The sequence below is a fragment of the Ruminococcus sp. AF31-8BH genome, from assembly GCF_003460605.1.
Taxonomy (GTDB): domain Bacteria; phylum Bacillota; class Clostridia; order Lachnospirales; family Lachnospiraceae; genus Blautia_A; species Blautia_A acetigignens.
Genome location: NZ_QTVN01000002.1, coordinates 118208 through 137089, shown reverse-complemented (window position 1 = coordinate 137089; position 18882 = coordinate 118208). Strand labels below are relative to the sequence as shown.

7 protein-coding genes are annotated in these 18882 nt (G+C 39.2%); all 7 read right to left on the bottom strand.

What is annotated here, in order from left to right; genetic code table 11:
- Window positions 1-311: 311 nt before the first annotated feature.
- The 7 genes from DWZ38_RS02965 to DWZ38_RS02935 all read right to left on the bottom strand — a co-directional run bounded on the left by DWZ38_RS02965 (window position 312) and on the right by DWZ38_RS02935 (window position 18839).
- Window positions 312-11591 carry a hypothetical protein gene (locus tag DWZ38_RS02965; RefSeq protein ID WP_117849858.1) on the bottom strand — a complete coding sequence of 3760 codons (11280 nt, stop codon included), beginning with the start codon at window positions 11589-11591 and terminating at the stop codon, window positions 312-314.
- A 45-nt stretch (window positions 11592-11636) separates the two neighbouring features.
- Complete coding sequence (locus DWZ38_RS02960) at window positions 11637-12596, bottom strand: hypothetical protein (protein WP_117849855.1); 960 nt, start codon at window positions 12594-12596, stop codon at window positions 11637-11639.
- Between the two features lie 23 nt (window positions 12597-12619).
- Window positions 12620-13336 carry a hypothetical protein gene (locus DWZ38_RS02955; RefSeq protein ID WP_117849852.1) on the bottom strand — a complete coding sequence of 239 codons (717 nt, stop codon included), beginning with the start codon at window positions 13334-13336 and terminating at the stop codon, window positions 12620-12622.
- Window positions 13337-13365: 29 nt separating this feature from the next.
- Window positions 13366-14286 carry a hypothetical protein gene (locus DWZ38_RS02950; RefSeq protein ID WP_147342963.1) on the bottom strand — a complete coding sequence of 307 codons (921 nt, stop codon included), beginning with the start codon at window positions 14284-14286 and terminating at the stop codon, window positions 13366-13368.
- A gap of 767 nt (window positions 14287-15053) precedes the next feature.
- Window positions 15054-15278 (bottom strand): hypothetical protein, encoded by a 225-nt coding sequence (locus DWZ38_RS02945; protein ID WP_117849847.1) that lies wholly within the window; start codon window positions 15276-15278, stop codon window positions 15054-15056.
- Entirely contained in the window at window positions 15275-15505 is a 231-nt protein-coding gene (locus DWZ38_RS02940; protein WP_117849844.1) for a hypothetical protein, read from the bottom strand. The genes DWZ38_RS02945 and DWZ38_RS02940 overlap by 4 nt, the downstream gene beginning before the upstream one ends.
- Window positions 15506-15632: 127 nt before the next feature.
- Window positions 15633-18839: a response regulator gene (locus DWZ38_RS02935; protein WP_117849842.1), complete on the bottom strand. Its 3207-nt coding sequence runs from the start codon at window positions 18837-18839 to the stop codon at window positions 15633-15635.
- Window positions 18840-18882: the final 43 nt, after the last annotated feature.

The window sequence follows — 18882 nt, the reverse complement described above, 5'->3', positions numbered from 1 at the left end:
GAGATTTTCAAGAAAACAGATAAGAAAAAGAATATGTGATGGCAACAAATCAAGCAGATATTCGCAATCCGATTCGCTACTTGCTTGAATCAGTTAAAACTCGCTGTACAAGACATCGGGTTCTAAGCTAATACCAGTTTACAGCATAGCATAAGAAAGGATTTGTTACAATACTTTTCCACTGACAAAAATCCCCAGGCAGGAGAAAGTTGTTAATTCAACTTATCCTGACTGAGGATTCTTCTCTGAATATGATTTTCAATTTCCCTGCTTTTGTTTCTCATCGTAACTGATCAATTCACAGTATTGTTTTACGGCAGTACAAACTCCGGTTTGATTCGTGCAAGGGTATAGATGATGTTATCTGTTTGGCGGGTATCTGTTATTGTATTATCATCTTTATTCAAAATTTCTGCGCTAAGTACAACTTTATAATTTGAATAATAATGCCCGTCTGACTGTACATTGCTTATATTAACCTTTAACCGAATCAATTGTGTCAAAAGGCTTCCGTCAAAAACTGAACTTTTTACCACATTATTATTGGCCCAGTAGCTTGATTGCGGAACAATCCAGGACCAGACTCCCTTTGCATAATTTACAATTCCTGATTCTTTGGAATTTAATTCCACATCCAGATAAGCATTAGCATTTTCAGCCGCAGTCTGGTAATCTTCAAAACTACTTTCCTTATTTTTTGGCAAAAGACTTAAAGTAAATTTAATTCCACTGGAATTTTTCAATGCTTCGTCCAGGTTTTTCATTGCTGACAGATCATAAACTGCAGTGGTATCAATCAAGGAGTGCGTTTTGGATCCATCTAAATACTGCAAATCTAACAGGTTGATTCCCAATTGTCCAATCTGATCTGCGTCATAAGTAAGCTTGGCACCAGCAGGTTCCTCACGATAATATGCCGTCGTTGTATGTGGCACAATGCTTCGGTTTGTACTATAAGTAATGCTCTGACTTTCTGTAGAAATCTGAGAGGAATATAGCAGTTTCGTATAGTCGTTTGGCAGACCACTGTTTTCACTCATTTTAGCTTCTGGAATTACATCCAGTCCTGAAGCTGGAATTGATGCATCCATTCGAACTTCTACATAAAAATTACTTGTACCAGTGTTTTGGTTACCTTGCACCAATTTACGGACAGCCTGTAGGCTAATTGCATTTTTTATCGTTCCATCAGTTGACAATGGCAACTCCATATTTCCCCCGGTAGATGTCCAAGTATAACTTACTGCAGCTACTTCTTCTGTTCCCTTCTCACTCCAGGTTCCACTTTTATATTGATAGTATGTCCTGGATTTTTCATTTTCTTTATAAACATAAAAATATGCTTTCCCCGTAGTTCCACTTGGGAACTGCTCTGTAGAAGACCTCTTGTCAACTGTTTTCTGTAAACCTCCAACAAATCTCAGATATAACTCATCCGAATCATTGTATACCTGATCATTGGGGAAAATAACGGAATCTCTTACATCCACTTTCATAACTGAATCAGCCGCACTGACTTTTTTCGAAAATGCATTTACATTTACCTCTTCCAATGTCTGCTGATAACCACTAGAAATCACATAAGTGCTGGCGGTATTACCATGGCCATCTTCCTTATTATCTTTTAAAGTACGATAATGCAGCTGATATGGTATTTTGCTTGTCATTGCTGTCTGTATGGAACCATTCCATGTTGAGCCGGCACCTTCCGGTACGGTGATCACAAGATAATAGGTTTCCTTTACCTTGCTTGTTGTATCATCTTTAAGACCGCTCTCATCAATTTTTATTGTGTACGCACCTTTCTCACCCAGCTTAGAATCTGCCAGACGATAATACTCATACTCGCCTTTGTGGTTCTTGACTTTTACTGTTGGTTTTGAATAGGTCACATCATCCTTTGGACTTTCCTCAGGCTTACCAGTTTCATCCACTTTCACAAAAATATTATTGTCTCCAGAGGTTGCAGTTACATTCATCAACTCACCGATGCTTGGTGCCTGATATTTTTCTCCTGAAGAATCTGTAAAACTGCTCATTGGAACATTAATACCTTTCCCATCATTTTTTTCAGAACCGTCAGCAGTATAATAATATGCCCTTTTTGTCGAACCTTCCACAAGCGTCAGCTGAGTTCCTTTCGGAAGAGCCGCTGGAGTATTCATGGTAAAACGCACAGATTTCTCCATAGAATCTGCCACATTACCACCAGCATTGATATAACTCTCCCATCCATAATCCGTATATTTCCCCTCCGCACTATTGTACGTATAGGTCAGATATCCGGTAATAGAGCTTCCAAAGCTTTCCAATACATGGGAGTCTAATTCACTGTAATCCTCACTTCTGAAATCTGTACCGTAAGTCAACGTTGCAGTAAAATCAATTTCAAGCATACGGCGAACAAGAATAGGAACAAGCACTCTGTAATTATGTGCCGTTTTTCCATCTGCCTCCAACTCTGTAAATGTTACAGTCAGCAATGTAAAACGATCTTTTTCATTATCATAATCCGTTGTAGTTGAAAAACTGATTTGCTTTTTACTATCTTCCTTTACTTCAAGCGCCGCTTTTTCATTTTCATTTTTTACAAATTTATCATTCCCCTGCCCGTCTACTTTATGTTTATACACATCTGCAGTCACAGTAACGCGTTGAGTTGAAGCTGTATTCAATGCATTTGCATCAGAAAATCCTCCATTTGTAAGAATATCAAGATAGTTCACCACATTATCTGTGTCCCCACCTGTAATCTGAAGCACCGGAAAATCAGTTTTGGCTTTCGTTGTCTGATTCGCATTATACGTAGAGAGCGCAGATTTGAAATCAAACTTGCTTATACCAGACAGATTACGATATGCATAATGGCCTTCTGTGTCTTTTGAGCGATTATCCCAAATTTCTTCTGCTTTCACCGTGTACGTTGTAACACCCTCACCGTCTGCTTTCGTCCACGATGCCCCGTCACCATAAAGATATTTCGATTCTGCTGTTGCGTTATCGTTTTCATATACCGATATAGAATTTTTGGGGCTGGTTACAACATATGGATCTGCGATGTCCAAGATTGTATTCGCCACCAACAGATCTGAATTATTACCAACAGTAGTACTGTTGAGAGACGAACCAGAATAATCAGAAAAAGCAAAATAACTATTTTCCTTTATCCTATTTGCAACACTTTGATTATTATCAACTACACCATATAACTGTGACAGTGATTGAGTTTCTGTGTTGCCGTAATATGCACTTGCTCCCTGAATACTTATACCAGCTACTTCTATATTAAGAGTTTTAGTATCCACCAGTCCAATTATCATACCTACCTTATTACTAAGATTAGAATGGATTTTCACATTATTGAGCAACAGATTTGACGCAATCATTTTGCCACGGATATCTCCCACCATTCCACCAGCCGTTGCATCATTGGTTTTTCCATGAACTTCAGAAGACTCTATCGCACAATCAAATACAAACAATGTATCAAGCCCTGCATTCCAGTCCACGTCTCCAAGCAAACCACCACATCCCCAGAAAGAAGAATCCATTTTCATTTTTTTCACTTTGCATTGCTTTATACTGATTTTTTTTCCTGATGCAGTGGAAAATCCGATAATACCTCCGGCAGTCTGCTGTCCCGAAATTTCATAGACAACATCATCCGATCCTTGTACCATACACCCTTGAACCGTAAGATTACTTGAAGTACTTCCGGCAATTCCTCCCGCCTTTCCACTTATAATGCTTACCTGCTGAACCGTACATTCTGTAATCGTACTGCTATTGTTATTTCCTTCAGTTTTTCCAATAATACCTCCACTGTCCGAATTATCATGCGACTCTATTCTTGCCTGAATTATCTGACACTTTGAAATCGTACAATTACCAGATGAATGTCCCAAGATTCCACCAGCATAATAGTTACTCGAATTTACAAAAATATCCTTTACTGAACTGTCACCCAGTCCTTCGTAAATGGCCTGATTGATATTAGATGTACCTTCAATTTTGCCGATATATCCACCTGCACATTGTGTTGCAATTGCTTTTACCGTTTGCAGTTTCATATTTTTATAACTTCCACTGGTATCTGTACCAGAATTTACATATAATGATGCTTTTATGTATCCAAAAGCACCTCCAGCATATGTAGGTGCTTTTTCTGTAGTTCCAATTTGAGAAGCCTGTCCCACAATCATCTCTGTTGTATCTGTATTCATAAGAGAACTCTTTGCATCATTATCTATATATCCCACAAATCCACCAGCTGCCGTTGGTGCTGTAACAGATATATTCTTATATGAAGAATTTTCAATTTGGCTTCCTATTGATGCCGCTTTAGAATCTGGTTCCAGCAAAAGAACTATACCCGTTGCAGCAATATTCTTATTTGTTCTTACCGTTTTTTTAGCACTTCCCAACAGTCCGCCTGCATTTTGTGGGCCATAAATATTTAATTTCTGTATAGAAATTCCAGCAAATTTCGCACTTGCCGAAAAATCTTTATCATTGCCAGCAGAAATACTGGATGTAGCACCGGCAAATCCACCTACACCTACACTATTTTTATATAGTATGTTTTCATCTGCAGGAGTTTCTGCTCCTCCACTTGTGTAATATCTGAGAGATACGAAACCTGTGGAATTTCCATTGATTGTCAAATTGCTGACGGAACATCCACTTTTTCCCACACGTAAAAGGTTAAATACACCACCGACAGATGCTGCATGGTAATCGTCATCAACATACTCATTTACCTGCATATTCAATATAATTGTATTGTCGTTCCCATTAAAAGAAGCCAATTCCGGTACAATCCCTTTCGCATTGGGAGATGCTCCGCTTAAAATTGCACTGGAAGCGTAACGTGCTGTCAATCCCTGATATCCGCTTCCATAAATGGTCATATCATAGGTTCCGTTATTCAGCACGATACTTTTCCCAGAACTCTCTGACAAATTGAACACAGAGCCATTTGCACTGCAATATTTCTGAATCAGATATGGCAAATTACTGGAACCAGGCACTGTCAGCTCATCCTTATTTACAGATGTCGCTTCATTTCCTGGTACATCCCCTCCAATATTGCTATAAGCAGCATTTCGTATTTTTCCGTAACTTCCCGCAAAAGTATAGGTTGCACTTTTGTCACTTGTCTCGTAAGGCGTATTGGGAGTTTTACTGTATGCATTATTGTTACCGACCGATGTTGCTCCACTGTTTATAGCTGCTGATAAAATCAAGAGACCTTGTGCATCATTTACCGTTACCGCACTATTTGAATATGTTACACAACCAGTATCTGCTGTTTCCAATGTATTAATTTTGTAATTTTTATCCGTATTCTCCAGAGATGCAAGTTCGCTGTTGTTCGCAGAAGTCTTTTCATAAAATGCGAAACCGTCCAGCACACGTCCTACATATGGATTCACATACATGCTGGCATAAGCATTGCCCTCAGTAATACCCTCAACCTTTCCAGTATCCAATCCGGTTCCTGCAGGTATGTTTCGGAAGATCACGCCACCACCGCTGACAGATCCCACATAGCCGCCGACCTGAATCAGATGTTTTTTAGCACCGGAAATTGTCAGCCAGCCAGCATCTATATTTACGGTTACATTGTCAATGATATTATCTCCACCAAGCACACAACCAATTACTCCACCGAAGGAAACAGACGGATAATAAACAAAACTATTTGTTCCATCATAGCTTAATTCCTTTCCCTTTCCTTCACTTAGCTTATAAGAAACAGTAAGATTTTTTACCACACTGCCATAACTGTAAGGAATCAGTCCATTGCTGGTACTTGGACCACTTAAAACAACTGTAGTATTTGTCGTACTGGTAAGGACACCACGGAAAGGATTTGTGGCAATACCAAAACCGCCAAAATTTGTTAAGTTCAACTGATGAACTGTTTCCGTTCCCTGTGTAACCTCTGTTCCCTGTAGATCATAGTATGCATTCAGCAAATACTGGCGCATAAAATCTTTATCCAGAGTTATCTCATTATTACTTGAATCCAGAACTTTTTGCCAGTTATCTTTGCCATCTGTTTTATCATTTTTTACCTGTACCCATCTGGTACCATCAAACTGATAGGTTTTGTCCCCAGTATAGTCATAGTCTGTATAACCAGTATGCTGAGCAGACTGATTGCCGGTAATTGTAACACGCCAATCCTGACTGGGCTTACCAGTTGCCATATATTCAGATAGAATGGTCATTTCCCTTTCTGTCGTGATTTTATATGGATGTCCATAAGTACCACAGCCATGTGTAATATCTGCTACACGCTGATTCACCTTAATTTCATGGCTTTTGTCATTTTCACTATACCCTTTACACACATAAGGCAGATAGGAACTGGAAGAAAACCCGATTAAATTATTGGTTTCCGTATGGACTCTGTTGCTGTCAGTTCCATAATTTTCCTCATCGTAATACCATAACTGCATACCGCCATATTCTGTAGAATCCGTTATCTCTTTTCCATATGTTACCTCATGTGCATATGTTCCGTTTTTCCACTCATCACCCATATAGAAATTATAGGTTGCTACAGAAGATGCTCCATCGTGTACAAAAGACTCCAACAGGGTCGCATGGGAAAAAATACCATCATTTCCCCCTGCTTTTTTATCTGGTAACAGAATATTTCGAAAAGAAAGGTTCATCTGCTTGGAATCTGTGGAACCGATATTTCCAAACAAGCTGGATGCGACAGCTGTTCCTAACGTATAATTGACTGTCTTAACAGTATCCACGTCCAAAGTAGAATAACTGTTCATACTGTTAATTAAAAGTGGTGCATAGTCATCCCCACAATTATTAACTTTCAAGCCATCCAATGTGACTTTTTTCAATGATACCGCAGCAATATGCTGAGTGGTATTGTCAACAGAACCGAAAACTGTTCCTGAAAAAAGCATTCCACTGCTGCTATTATTTACTTTTCCAATGCTTCCAGAAAAAGAGACTTTCTCCACAGATACTGTTGTATCACCAGAAGTCTGACTCAAAAACAAACCACAATGCATCGTATAATGCTGTGAATGGTCAGTTTCAATTCCCTGTGTAGTTTTATTTCCTACTGTAGTTTCCGCACTTTCAATTTCCTGATTATAAAATGTAATTTTAGCGTTCTGTATCGTGACTCCACTGTTAAGATTAATTGGATAATAACTATACTTTCTCATATCCAAATTAAGTTCAGTACTGCTCAGATTGGTGCCAATTACCGCAACTGTCCTTGTATTACTGATGTCTCCAAATTGTGCGTTATCACTTTTCTTTGCAAAATAATTCTTTATATTGTCATTAGCATAACGATATACACTCCACAGCAACAATTCCTGTTGGGTGTCAACCATTCTATTATCGCCATTACCCGAGCTTTTCACATCAGACAGACACTGATCCAAATCATAATAATAACGGCTGCATCCATTGGCCTTATGAGATTGTCCATATACAGTTCTGTTTTTATAAGTTGTGCAATTAGGGCTGTCCTCTTCTACTCCAACACGTCCATTACCAGAGGAAGTCGTTGCAAGAGAAATTACTCCATTTTTGCCATTGGCTGTAATCTCATTTGCACTGGTTGCTGTGTATGCTACGAACTCATCAAATATACCGCCTTGCGACACAGAAATATTATTGTCTGTTGCAAGCAAGTAAGAATTTTCCCAATATTTAGTAGTATTTAGATACAATGCACCAAATGGAATATCAGAACCACTTATACTTGCTTTTCCACCTTCTCCATGGCAAACCAACAATCCTACATCACTTTTAGCATGAATTTCCAATCCCTGTATATCAATTCCTTTATCTCTAATTTCCCAGATTCCACTGGAGCGATAGGCCAGTCCACCTACGCCAGAAGTATTTGGTGCGTTGATAACAGAATTCTTTACGATTAATTTGGTATTGGTGTACTCACCATCCGCATCATCGTTTTCCCCCATAAAGTAAACACCAACATTTGCCCAGAGTCCACCGAACAAACCACCACATGCTTCTGTAGCTTCGGTTGCTTCAATTCTGAAGCCATCAAACACTAATCTGCGAATCTCCATCCAGTGATTCACACTACTACTGTCCTGTACAACACCTACAAGGCCGCCTACATAAGCATAATCGTTTGCATCTGTGGTTATGAAGCTTTGCTTCTCGCTTTCTGTTTCGCTATTGCCTACGGTTAGGCCATTTACAGCTAATTTGAAGCCTGAGTTAATTTCACCCAGAACTCCTCCAGCATGTACGTAAGATCCTCGATTTGCAACATTTTTTAATGTAATTTGGGGTGCAGCGTAATTGACAAGATTATTATCCGTTTTCAATTCCAAGCTTCCTGAAGCTCCAATTCCATACATCCCGCCTACAGCCATAAGGTTAGTTCCTGCACATTCCGCATAAATGGATTCCTGTACAGTTACCTGGCTTAAAACAGTCGGATTGTTTTCTGTACTCAACGAATACGCTGCAATGCCACCGGCTTTTATTGAAGAAACAGCATTACTGAAATTAATTTTTCCATCTATTATCAGGTTTTGAATCGTTGCCTTATTGGTCTTTACAAAAAGTCCCTGCGCAGCATGATAGTTTCTCATTGCATATACGATACCACACCCAGCCTGATTTTCAAAAGCCTTTTTATCTTTTTTATAGCCAAAGGTTTCACCAATTGCCAGTGTGATCTTATGACCATTTCCCTTAAATGTTCCTGAAAACACATCATAAGCCGTATCACTATATGTATCTCGGGACAATCCGCCAATACCGCTTCCTGTCAAATCAATATCCGCTGAAACTTCTATTGTCTTGTTTCCAAGGTCAGTCCAAGCTCTAATTTCAGAATCTGCACAGAAAATCCCTCTTGAATTCCACATAATAGATAATAATGCAAAATCATCAGCAGAACTTAACGTAATAATACCTTTCCAAGGCGTAGAAGGCTTTTTCAGTTTTACAGTATGATTATCCTCTATTGTAATAAGAGCAGGAGTTAAATGTGAACCATTTTCACTTATATCTTCCTGAGTATTCAGACGAATAACCTGACCGTAATTGGCAATATCATTAACGTATTCTTTATTTTTTTTCGTATCAGAGCCGCGTTTATAAGTCCACCCGCTACCAATACCATCACCTCTGGCATAGATAAGAGCATTACTTTGATATCCCACAAGCCATCCAACATTAGGACGATTTCCTGCATAGTTGGCACCGGACAAATCTGTCAGCCCGGAAAGTTCCAATACACTTCCATCTTCAGCACGGCCTATAACACCGCCTCCCTGCCAGATACATGGATCCGTTCCTGCTGTAACTACTTTTACCTCACCATGTGCCTTCAAAATACTTCCCTGTTCCAGACATCCTACAAGACCTCCAAAACCAACTTTACCATCATCTCCATAAGGATTTGTTACTGTAATGTCAACGTTTTCCGCATCTAAATATACAGATTTCTCCTTCTTGTCAACAGTTCCAAGCTCTCCTACCAAACCGCCGTGGTAAGTCACCTTATCCTTATAAGAAGATGTTATAATTACATTTTTAATGGATATTGTACTTGCAATGTTGTCACTGGTTATTTTTCCTGCTACCGCACCATACGCATTCCCCTGAGCGGAATCGCTATCATGGGTTGAATCAATTGTCTGTTTGTTATCTTTATCTGTACCAGCAATTGTATATGTCACAAGTCCCTGTCCCGAAATCTCCAGGTATCCAAAATATCCACCGGCATTCCCACTTCTACCTTTTGCAGCGGCATGAGGGCCAGTTAAACTGATGCAGCTTGGAAAACTATCTTCCATTGTAGAGTCAGTTGTCCCCTCCAATATATAATGTCCGATAAAGCCACCAGCATTGGCCTGACTGGTACTTCCAGCCGCCACAGGAGATGTTACACCCCAGGCAACAGAATCCCCTGTAAACGTCGCATTTGTCGCAGTACCAGCTATGCCCCCGGCTGAAATACCCCCCTTAACAATTGGTCCAGTCATTGTAAGTGTTACACCTGCTGCTGTAATAATCTGGGTTCCTTTTCCCATCAAGCCCACCAGTCCCCCGGCATTTCCGTTTGCAGACGTAATTTCTATATTATCTGGCACAGTGATACTCTGCTTCACTGTTAATGCTGTATTCTCACACATCACACCAACTACACCGCCAGCATTTCCTGCTGCCAATGCATCACCTGAATTATATTCAGCTGTAGAAGCTACCGAATATCCTATTGACGGAAATACATAGCCATCCAGACAAATATTTCCGCTTTTTAATGTATTACAGATAATACCTGCATTACCAGTAGCGGATGACAGTACCACTTTTTTGCTTCCATAGTTAACTATTGAATTACCAATATTTAATGTCTCATTTTCAAATCCGCTGCTTGCCTGTACAATACCAATCAGACTGCCCATAGATGTCATTTTATCGCCATATTTGACCGCAATCGGCAAGCTATGTACGCCACTACTGGCAAACTGATACACCCCTACAATCATAGGTTGAGTACCATCTCCACACCACTCCAATACTGCATTTCCCAAAGAAACCGTTGCCTTTGAAGATAATCCACCAAAAAATGCGTGGTCAATTTTCAGGCTGTTAATCTGTCCTGTTATTGTTCCCTCAAAAGGCACATCAGCAGTTCCAATTCCCTGAAAAGTGTATTCCTGAGATGTTAAAACAGCGCTTTGTGCTTCTACTGGATTCTCTTCTGGCACAATATCCTGTATCTCACTGGTCGAACCACTATTAACCGCAACGTTCTCCTCATTTCCTCCATCAGGGACTGTTTCCGAACCACCTAAATCTGTAGTTATCTCTTCAATCGCATCCTCTATATTCTCCGGAACTACATCTTCCCCAGAAATCTCTGAAGAACTTTCATCAGAAAAATCCTGGGAATCCGTATCTGTAACTTCCTCGGTATCATCTGCCACAGACTGGACACTATCTCCTTTATAAAAAGAAGAAATATCATAATTTGCAGGGATTTTGTTTGTTTCTGTAACGTCTGCATCACCGCTATATCTGATAATGATGTTAAGTTTTTGAATCTGATTTGGGTCACAATTAGACAATAGTATCAAAAGCCTCGCAAAATCCTCTTTTTCTCTGTCTATTGTAATCGTATTTGTATTAGCATTATAATTTGAAAACTTATTTAAATCCAGGGTAGTTCCAAGCGCAGTTTCACTCACCTGAGGATCTGTATTGCTTTCTTCTATTTCTGCGCTTCCATCTTCTTCAGAAAAGAAGCCATTTTCATCAGAATTTTGTCCTGAAAGACTATCTGTATTTTCAGTACTGCCCTCACTAAAAAAATCAGCATTGTCAGAAGAAGTAATCCCAGATTCATCCTCCGTCTCACTTTTTCCATCACTGGTAAAGTCATCAAATCCCTCTTCCGTCTCCGAAGGCGTCTGCTCTTCGGTTTCCACATATTCTTCGTTCTGCTCTTCCGAACTGGCACTGATTTCCAGTATATTTATCGGTAATATACCAATCATTAAGTTCATTGCTAAAATCATTGCCAGGATTTTTTTAATTATTTTCACGAACACCACTCCTCCGGAATCGAAATTCATTTTATATTTTCAAGATTAGTTTGCTGCGGCTGTTTCAGTCTGTTTTGCACTGAATGTGATTAACTCCTTCATCCCTGCCCAGTTATCTGGGACTTTTGATTTATCTTTTATATAAAAAGGTATCAGATAATCTCCTGTTCCATTTGGCTGATCCATGGTAAATGTAAGACTTCCATCAGCCTGCTTAATTATACTGCCTGCAATTTTTGTTATAAAAAACTGATCAACTTCCAGTACATCTGATTCCCATTTTAAAGTAGCAGTCGCACTACCACTGGAAATTGAAATTTCATAGTTAAATCCAGAATAATCCTGCGGTGTAGTACTCTCGCTTTCATCTGTATATTTGCCTTCAAAACTAAAAGCATTTATAGAGGATCCCGTACATGGTGCAATAACCGCTGCTAGGATCTGACCATTGTTAACAGAAACAGGCACAGGGGTTGCCTTTACCGTAATTTTCAATTTATCAAGTTCTTTTCCCGGAAATGACAATACATAATGATGTTGATTTGCCGTACGGCCCGTCAGAGTCCGATTATTTATCGTGTAAGTAACAGAATCTGTTGTTGTAGCACTACCGTTCTCATAAGTTACGCGATATCCGTTTCCATCGCCGCCGCTAAAAGAGACCTGCAAATTATAAGTGATATCCTTCTGGCTTACCAGATTCAGATTTCCATTTGCATAATTATATATATCCAGATTAATAGTTAATGTATCCTTCTCTTTTTCTGATTCTTCAAATAATATTGTTCTTCCAGCATATTCTGATGGTTGGGTTTCTTCTGCACAGCTCTGAAGATAATTGGAAGTAAATCGAACGGTCTCATTATCTCTGTTTCTTGCCACACCTCGCTTATATGCCTGACTGGTATATGCAGCATAACTACTGCTTACTGCTGCCAAAAGCGCCGCTATACAAACAACAGCAATCACTATTTTTTTCCATTTCGGTCTGTCTGTTAATTTCATGTCTTATCCTCTGAAAATTTATATCATGAAGCATTCTGTGCGAGAATATAAAAAATATCCGTTTCTTTTGTGGTTTCTGTCCAGCTTATTTCACATACATAGTAAGTCCGATACATTTCAGTTTCATTGACTGCAACTTTATTGTTTTTATCCACCTGCAGTTTATTTGAAGCCAGCCAATATACTGGTTCCGCATGAGACTGAACATTTTTATATTCTTCATAATTTTTTTCGTGATAGGAAGCTGATGCATAATTATAACCATTATTCATATTATTGACATTAATGTATTTTCCTGAAATTTTATGATCGGGATTATACTTGTAAGAAAAGCCACCATCTGTCACCGTTGTATTCACCATAGTGTCATCAACAGCCGATGCCGGATATAAATTAAACGTCAAATCTTTCATATTCGTTGTATGAACAATTTCCAGCTGATGAAGTTCTGCCGCACTTTGCACACAAATTACTCTTCGAATCGTTACCTTATTTTCAACTTTCTCATTAGCAGTATACTTCAAATCCAGGGATGCCATTTCTGAACCCCCAGGGCCAAGAATGGAAATATCAGATGGCGACTGCACTGTAAACAAAGTTGCCATATCCATCTGATTAAAGAACCAAGCATATGTAACACCAAATATCAAGGCTATTACTGCCAGAAGAACAATAACTGATTTGAGCAGTTTTCCTTTATTTGAATTTTTCTTTTTATTTGAATTATATTCTCTATTCATCTGTCAATCCTTCATTCGGCTCCGCTAAATTACCTCACAACAATCTGCACATAGACATATTCTGCTGTTTTTCCAATATATTCATCCGCTTTATTATAATATTTGCTGCAAGAATCTAATACTGCATCCGACATATTGACACCAATGGAACCATCTATCTTAAAATTATTATCTTTTGCAAACAAATAATTATAATTATCCATTGATACTGACGCCTGAGCATTTACAAAATTATTAATTGCCTGATATGTTTCATTTCCCTCTAACGTACCAGCGAACAAATCTTCTTCTGTACTTCGCAGATTGTATATATAATTTCTAAAATATCTCGGCCATATCCAGTGTAAAGTCACCTTATAGGGAACTCCTTTCTGAAAACCACTCTTTTCTGGTGCTTTTACAGTAAAGGAGTTTGAAAACGTGTATTCCGATTTGTTATATTTACCTATCCAATTACTGTATCCTTTCTCGTCATCCAGATTTTTAAATATTAAAATATGACCTTTTATCAAGGATTGTAATTGCGTATCCTTTATTTGTTCTGCATTAGAGGAACCATCTGTCTTTGCATATCCTGCTAAATCAAGTATTACATCTGCTGTTTTTAATCCATCTACCTTGGGAATCAAATAAAATACTAAATCGCCACTTGCTCCTGGCGCCAATGTTTCCTGCCCATTTAAATGCCAGGCAAGACTATTTGTTCCGATATAAAACATAGCAGTCAGCGGTACTTCCGTTCCAGTTTCTGCATCTATATATTTCTCATATTGTTCTGATGTCCCTGCGGAAAGACTTCCAGACAACGCTTTTTCTTCCGCCTCCTGTCTCACTCCCATACTTGCCAGTTCAAAGGGAATGGAACTCTGTGCCGAAACACTGGAATTGGTGCCAGATACACGGTTATTGGCTACAAACCAGGCAATACAGATTGCAATAATTGCAATCAATGTGGTAAAGGCAAGGATGAAGCTTCTGGCTACTTTTTTCTTATAGGTTTTTATTTTCTGCTGATTGTCATCAAATGAATTATGAGGATTCGGCTGATGATTGGAAGCCGGTTTCTGACTGTTTCCTGCCACTATTTTCACTCCCGTCTTTCTTTGTCTGTCGAACAATTCACTTATCATAACAGATCAATGGCATATTTGCACAGACTTATTCAGAGTTGATTATAGCACCACAACTATTCTTTTTCAACAAAACGCCCCTGATTTTTCACTGTTTCATGAGAAATTCACAAAATTACTTATTAATGGGTTTGATTTAATATATATTTATATGTTGTATTAGAGTGTATTATTACTTATGAAAATACCATTTCGCGATAATCTTTTAATTTTCCCAGAAAATAAATTGACAAAATATTTTCATTTTTTATAATGATGTTACATAAATATTTCATACTGTTTTCATATAAGCTTTTTCTTTGAAACAATATTGTTATTCGCTTTTCTATTCTTGTACTTTTAAATGATGTATACTGTTATATTATAAAGACTATAATTCTGTAACCAGTCTTTTCTTCTCCCAAAGAATTCAATTGAACGTATTTCTTTATCCTTTTCCAAGAGAACAATACATATTTTTGCAAAACAATACGCAGGTATTCGACAATGGAATACCTGCGCTCCTATCAGGAAAATACTCTCAAGAAGTATTTTTCACTACTGCTCTATTGCTTATTCAGCTTTCCTCTTAACTTCCACGGATTTTATTACTCATCAGCGACTCCATCACCTGACTCTATATAACTCAGAATCTCATCATATGTTTTTTCACTTTTCAGGATTGCTTTCCAAAGTGTATCCTTTCGTTGTGCATCACTTTTATCCAGAAGCTTCTGTAAATCTTTAACTGCTGTATCATATTCTATCTTTTCGAGTTCTTTCAATGCCGCAGGAACCGTCATAAAGTTTGGTCTTTTTTCAAGTTTTTTCATTTCATCTGACGGAGCTTTTTTGCCAGAAGGGTACGTTCACTGCTTTCCTTACTAATGCTGTGATATATATGAATATGCCGTTCTTTTTCATCTGTTACATACATCTTACGTTTAACCGTTGTCCCGTAAACATCATTCTCTTCAATATGCTTTGCCCATTTATTTTCAAATGTCCCTTTGTGTTCCAAGATCAATCGGTTTACCAGATCATACATTCCTTTTACCATAATTACAAACTTGTTTCCTCTGTCATAGACTGAAGCAGATCTGATACTTTGGAATCACTATATATATTCATCCCTTTTGAAAAAAGCGGATAGTTGTAAGCATAATCAGGGTAGTACTGGCTTGCAATTACAGCCAATTCTCCAGAACATCATTCAGCTTATTCATATCCAGCGGTTTTGCAATATGTCCATTCATGCCTGTATTTTTTGCCAGCTGTACATCTTCTGCAAAAGCATTGGCAGTCATGGCAACAATCGGCAGTTTTCCCTGTTCACCAGGAAGGCTTCTGATTGCTGCGGTTGCCTCATAACCATTCATGACAGGCATTTGGATATCCATAAAAACAAGATCATACAAGCCTTTCGGAGAAGCCTCCACTTTTTCAACTGCAATTTTCCCATTTTCTGCCGTTTCCACTTCTGCCCCTGTCATCTGCAGAATTTCAACAGCAATTTCTCTGTTCAGTTCATTATCCTCAACCAGCAGAATCCTTTTTCCTGTGTAATCTGCTTCTGACAGCTCATCCAGATAATTTCTTGCTGTTTTTTCTTTTCTGCCTGAAGTAAACTGCCGCAGCGTTGCTGTCAGCCGGGAACGGAATAGCGGTTTTGCAATAAAAGCATCTACTCCTGCAGCCTTTGCTTCTTCTTCGATTTCACTGAATTCATAAGATGTCAGTACAATAATGGTAATCTCTTTCCCTATCCGTTTCCGGATCTGTCTGGCTGTTTCAATTCCGTCCATATCCGGCATTTTCCAATCTAAAATAACAGCAAAGTAATCATTTTTTAGCTCATGACGTGCATAACAGCGCTCAACGGCTTCTCTGCCGGAGAGGACCCATTCGCCTGTAATCCCAATCTCCTTCAATGTGGCAACTGTACTTTCACAACATGTCTTATCATCATCCACAACCAGAACCGGCAGATTTATCAGATCTTTGTCCTGCTTTTTTTCTTTTTCCTGAAGCTCCAGATAAATTGTTACCGTGATTCGCGTTCCCTTATGCAAGATGCTTTCCACCTTAATATTACCATTCATCAGGTTCACAATATTTCTGCTGATTGCCATTCCCAGACCAGTTCCCTGGACTCTGGTTGTCCGATGGTCATCTGCGCGGCTGAAAGGATCAAACATGATTTTCTGGAATTCCGGTGACATACCGATCCCATTATCCTCAATCGTAAATTCATAGCATCCAAGTTCCGAAAATCCATTTGGCTTTTCCTCTATGGAAAAAATAATATTCCCGCCATCCGGTGTATACTTGATCGCATTACTCATCAGATTCACAAACACCTGCTGAATCCTCAAGCTGTCACCACAGACAGCCTCATGTTCAATATGATTGATGTGTATATCAAAATTATGTTTATGTTCATCAAGCACCGGTTTCGTAAGCGTAATAAGATTATCCACCAGCTCTGACAGATTGAAATCTTCCTGTGCCAGCGTCATTTTTCCGCTTTCAATACGTGCCATATCCAGCACTTCATTGATCAGTCCCAGCAGATGACGGCTTGATTCTGTAATCTTACTGAGACATTCAATAACTCTGTCCTGACTCTCAATGTTGGCTCCTGCAATTGCAGTCAGACCCACAATGGCATTCATCGGTGTCCGGATATCATGGGACATATTGGAAAGGAATTCTGTTTTCGCACGATTTGCATTTTCTGCGGACCGGTAAGCTTCTTTCAGTGCCTGACGGGACTCAATCTCTGCTTTCTTCTCCTGTGTCGCATCCATGGATGCCAGCAATACTTTTACCAGTTTCCCATTCTTCCATTCCAAGGGAATATAAGAAGCGATTTTATAAGTCTTTTCATCCAGGCTGCAGTACTCAAACTTATAAATATCATTTTCACTTTTCAGATTCTTCCGAATATTTTCCGGTGTTATCAGGATGTCGATAGCTTCCAGCGGTTCCAGTGTCTTATACTTTTTAAGAACCTGCATCTGGAAATCATGATAAAATCCCAGAGGTTTATATATCATCTGTCCATTCAGATTGTAGAATTCATATCTGTCATTTTCCAAATCACAGACAACAAAGCGGTCAACCAGACGCACAATGCTCTGGATCAGCTGCTCCATGGAAGCATTATCCGATGCCATCTGCATATGCCGTGCGCTCTCTACCTTTGCCTCTGTGATATCACGCAGAAAGATCATGGCATATTCTGAATCCTCTATCTCGCCGCGTATGACCACATTGCGGACCCATCGTTCTTCTCCATTCAGAGTGATACGGCACTCCAAAGCCAATTCGGTTTCCAGACCCTTCAGCCTTTCTGCAATATAACCACGGTCGTAAAAAGAGGATACCGCCTTCTTATCTGTCTCCACAACATAGGAATCCACAAAATGCCGGATCAATTCATCCCACGTATGACTCTGTTCAAAGACGGTCATCAGGGACGGCTCAACCTTAAAGGTATCAAAAGTATTCGCTTCCAGATTCACATAATACTCGCACAAATCTGCTTTCGTAAAAGCCCGGTGGAAAGCAGCAGATTTTTGTGCCTGCATGGTTTCTTTTTTCTCCCCATCAATGTTAATAAAAATCCCGGCAATCCTGCTGGCAGAACCATCCAGACGGCGTATTACTTCTGCCGATGCCCGAAACCACTGGTATTGATTATCCTTCATTCTCATACGATACTCTACCTGGTATTTTATCTGGTTCGTCTTATCCTTAATTGCCGCCTGAAGCTGCACCATTACTCTTTCTTTATCCTGTGGATGCAGAAGCTCTGACCAGGATTCCAGTTTATTCGGAAAGTCCAGAGTGTCATGATAGCCAAGCATTTTTCTAAATTCATGACTCCAGTTTGCATTCACAATCTCACTGTTTTCGTCACAGTCAAAATACCAGAAGCCGGAACAGATAGCCTCATTGAGCAGTGTCAAATTTACATGGTCCCAGTTGACCTGTACGGACATAACCCAGATCTGTCTGCCCTCCTCATCTGTCGCATCCTCTTTACAAAGCCGTACATTTTTCACTGTACCGTCTGCTGCAAGGATCTGTGCTTCCCCTGTTCCGTGAAGCTGCAAAAAACGGTCTCGCTCCAGTATATCTTCCTCGTCATAAAAGAAGTTTCTCAATGAGCCTTTTGTCTGTTCCATGAAAGTATCGAATGTATATCCTGTACTATGCAACAGCAGATTATTCACAGACAAAATAGACAGGTTTTGGTCATAAGATCCTGTCATTATACCTACCCCGCCATTATTTTCCAGTGTTTTCTGTACTGCCTGTGACAGGGCCTGTGTCTGTCCCGTTACAGTCTCATCTAAAGAATAGATTTTGTCTTCATAATTTTCCATTTTATAAAACTCCTCACTCTGGGGGACAGGGAAAGTGGCTTTT

Bases quoted from the DNA above. Each gene is read 5' to 3' on its own strand.
- DWZ38_RS02955 (WP_117849852.1), bottom strand. From the start codon at position 13,336: ATGAATAGAGAATATAATTCAAATAAAAAGAAAAATTCAAATAAAGGA.
- DWZ38_RS02940 (WP_117849844.1), bottom strand. From the start codon at position 15,505: ATGGTAAAAGGAATGTATGATCTGGTAAACCGATTGATCTTGGAACAC.
- DWZ38_RS02960 (WP_117849855.1), bottom strand. From the start codon at position 12,596: ATGAAATTAACAGACAGACCGAAATGGAAAAAAATAGTGATTGCTGTT.
- DWZ38_RS02935 (WP_117849842.1), bottom strand. From the start codon at position 18,839: ATGGAAAATTATGAAGACAAAATCTATTCTTTAGATGAGACTGTAACG.
- DWZ38_RS02945 (WP_117849847.1), bottom strand. From the start codon at position 15,278: ATGAAAAAACTTGAAAAAAGACCAAACTTTATGACGGTTCCTGCGGCA.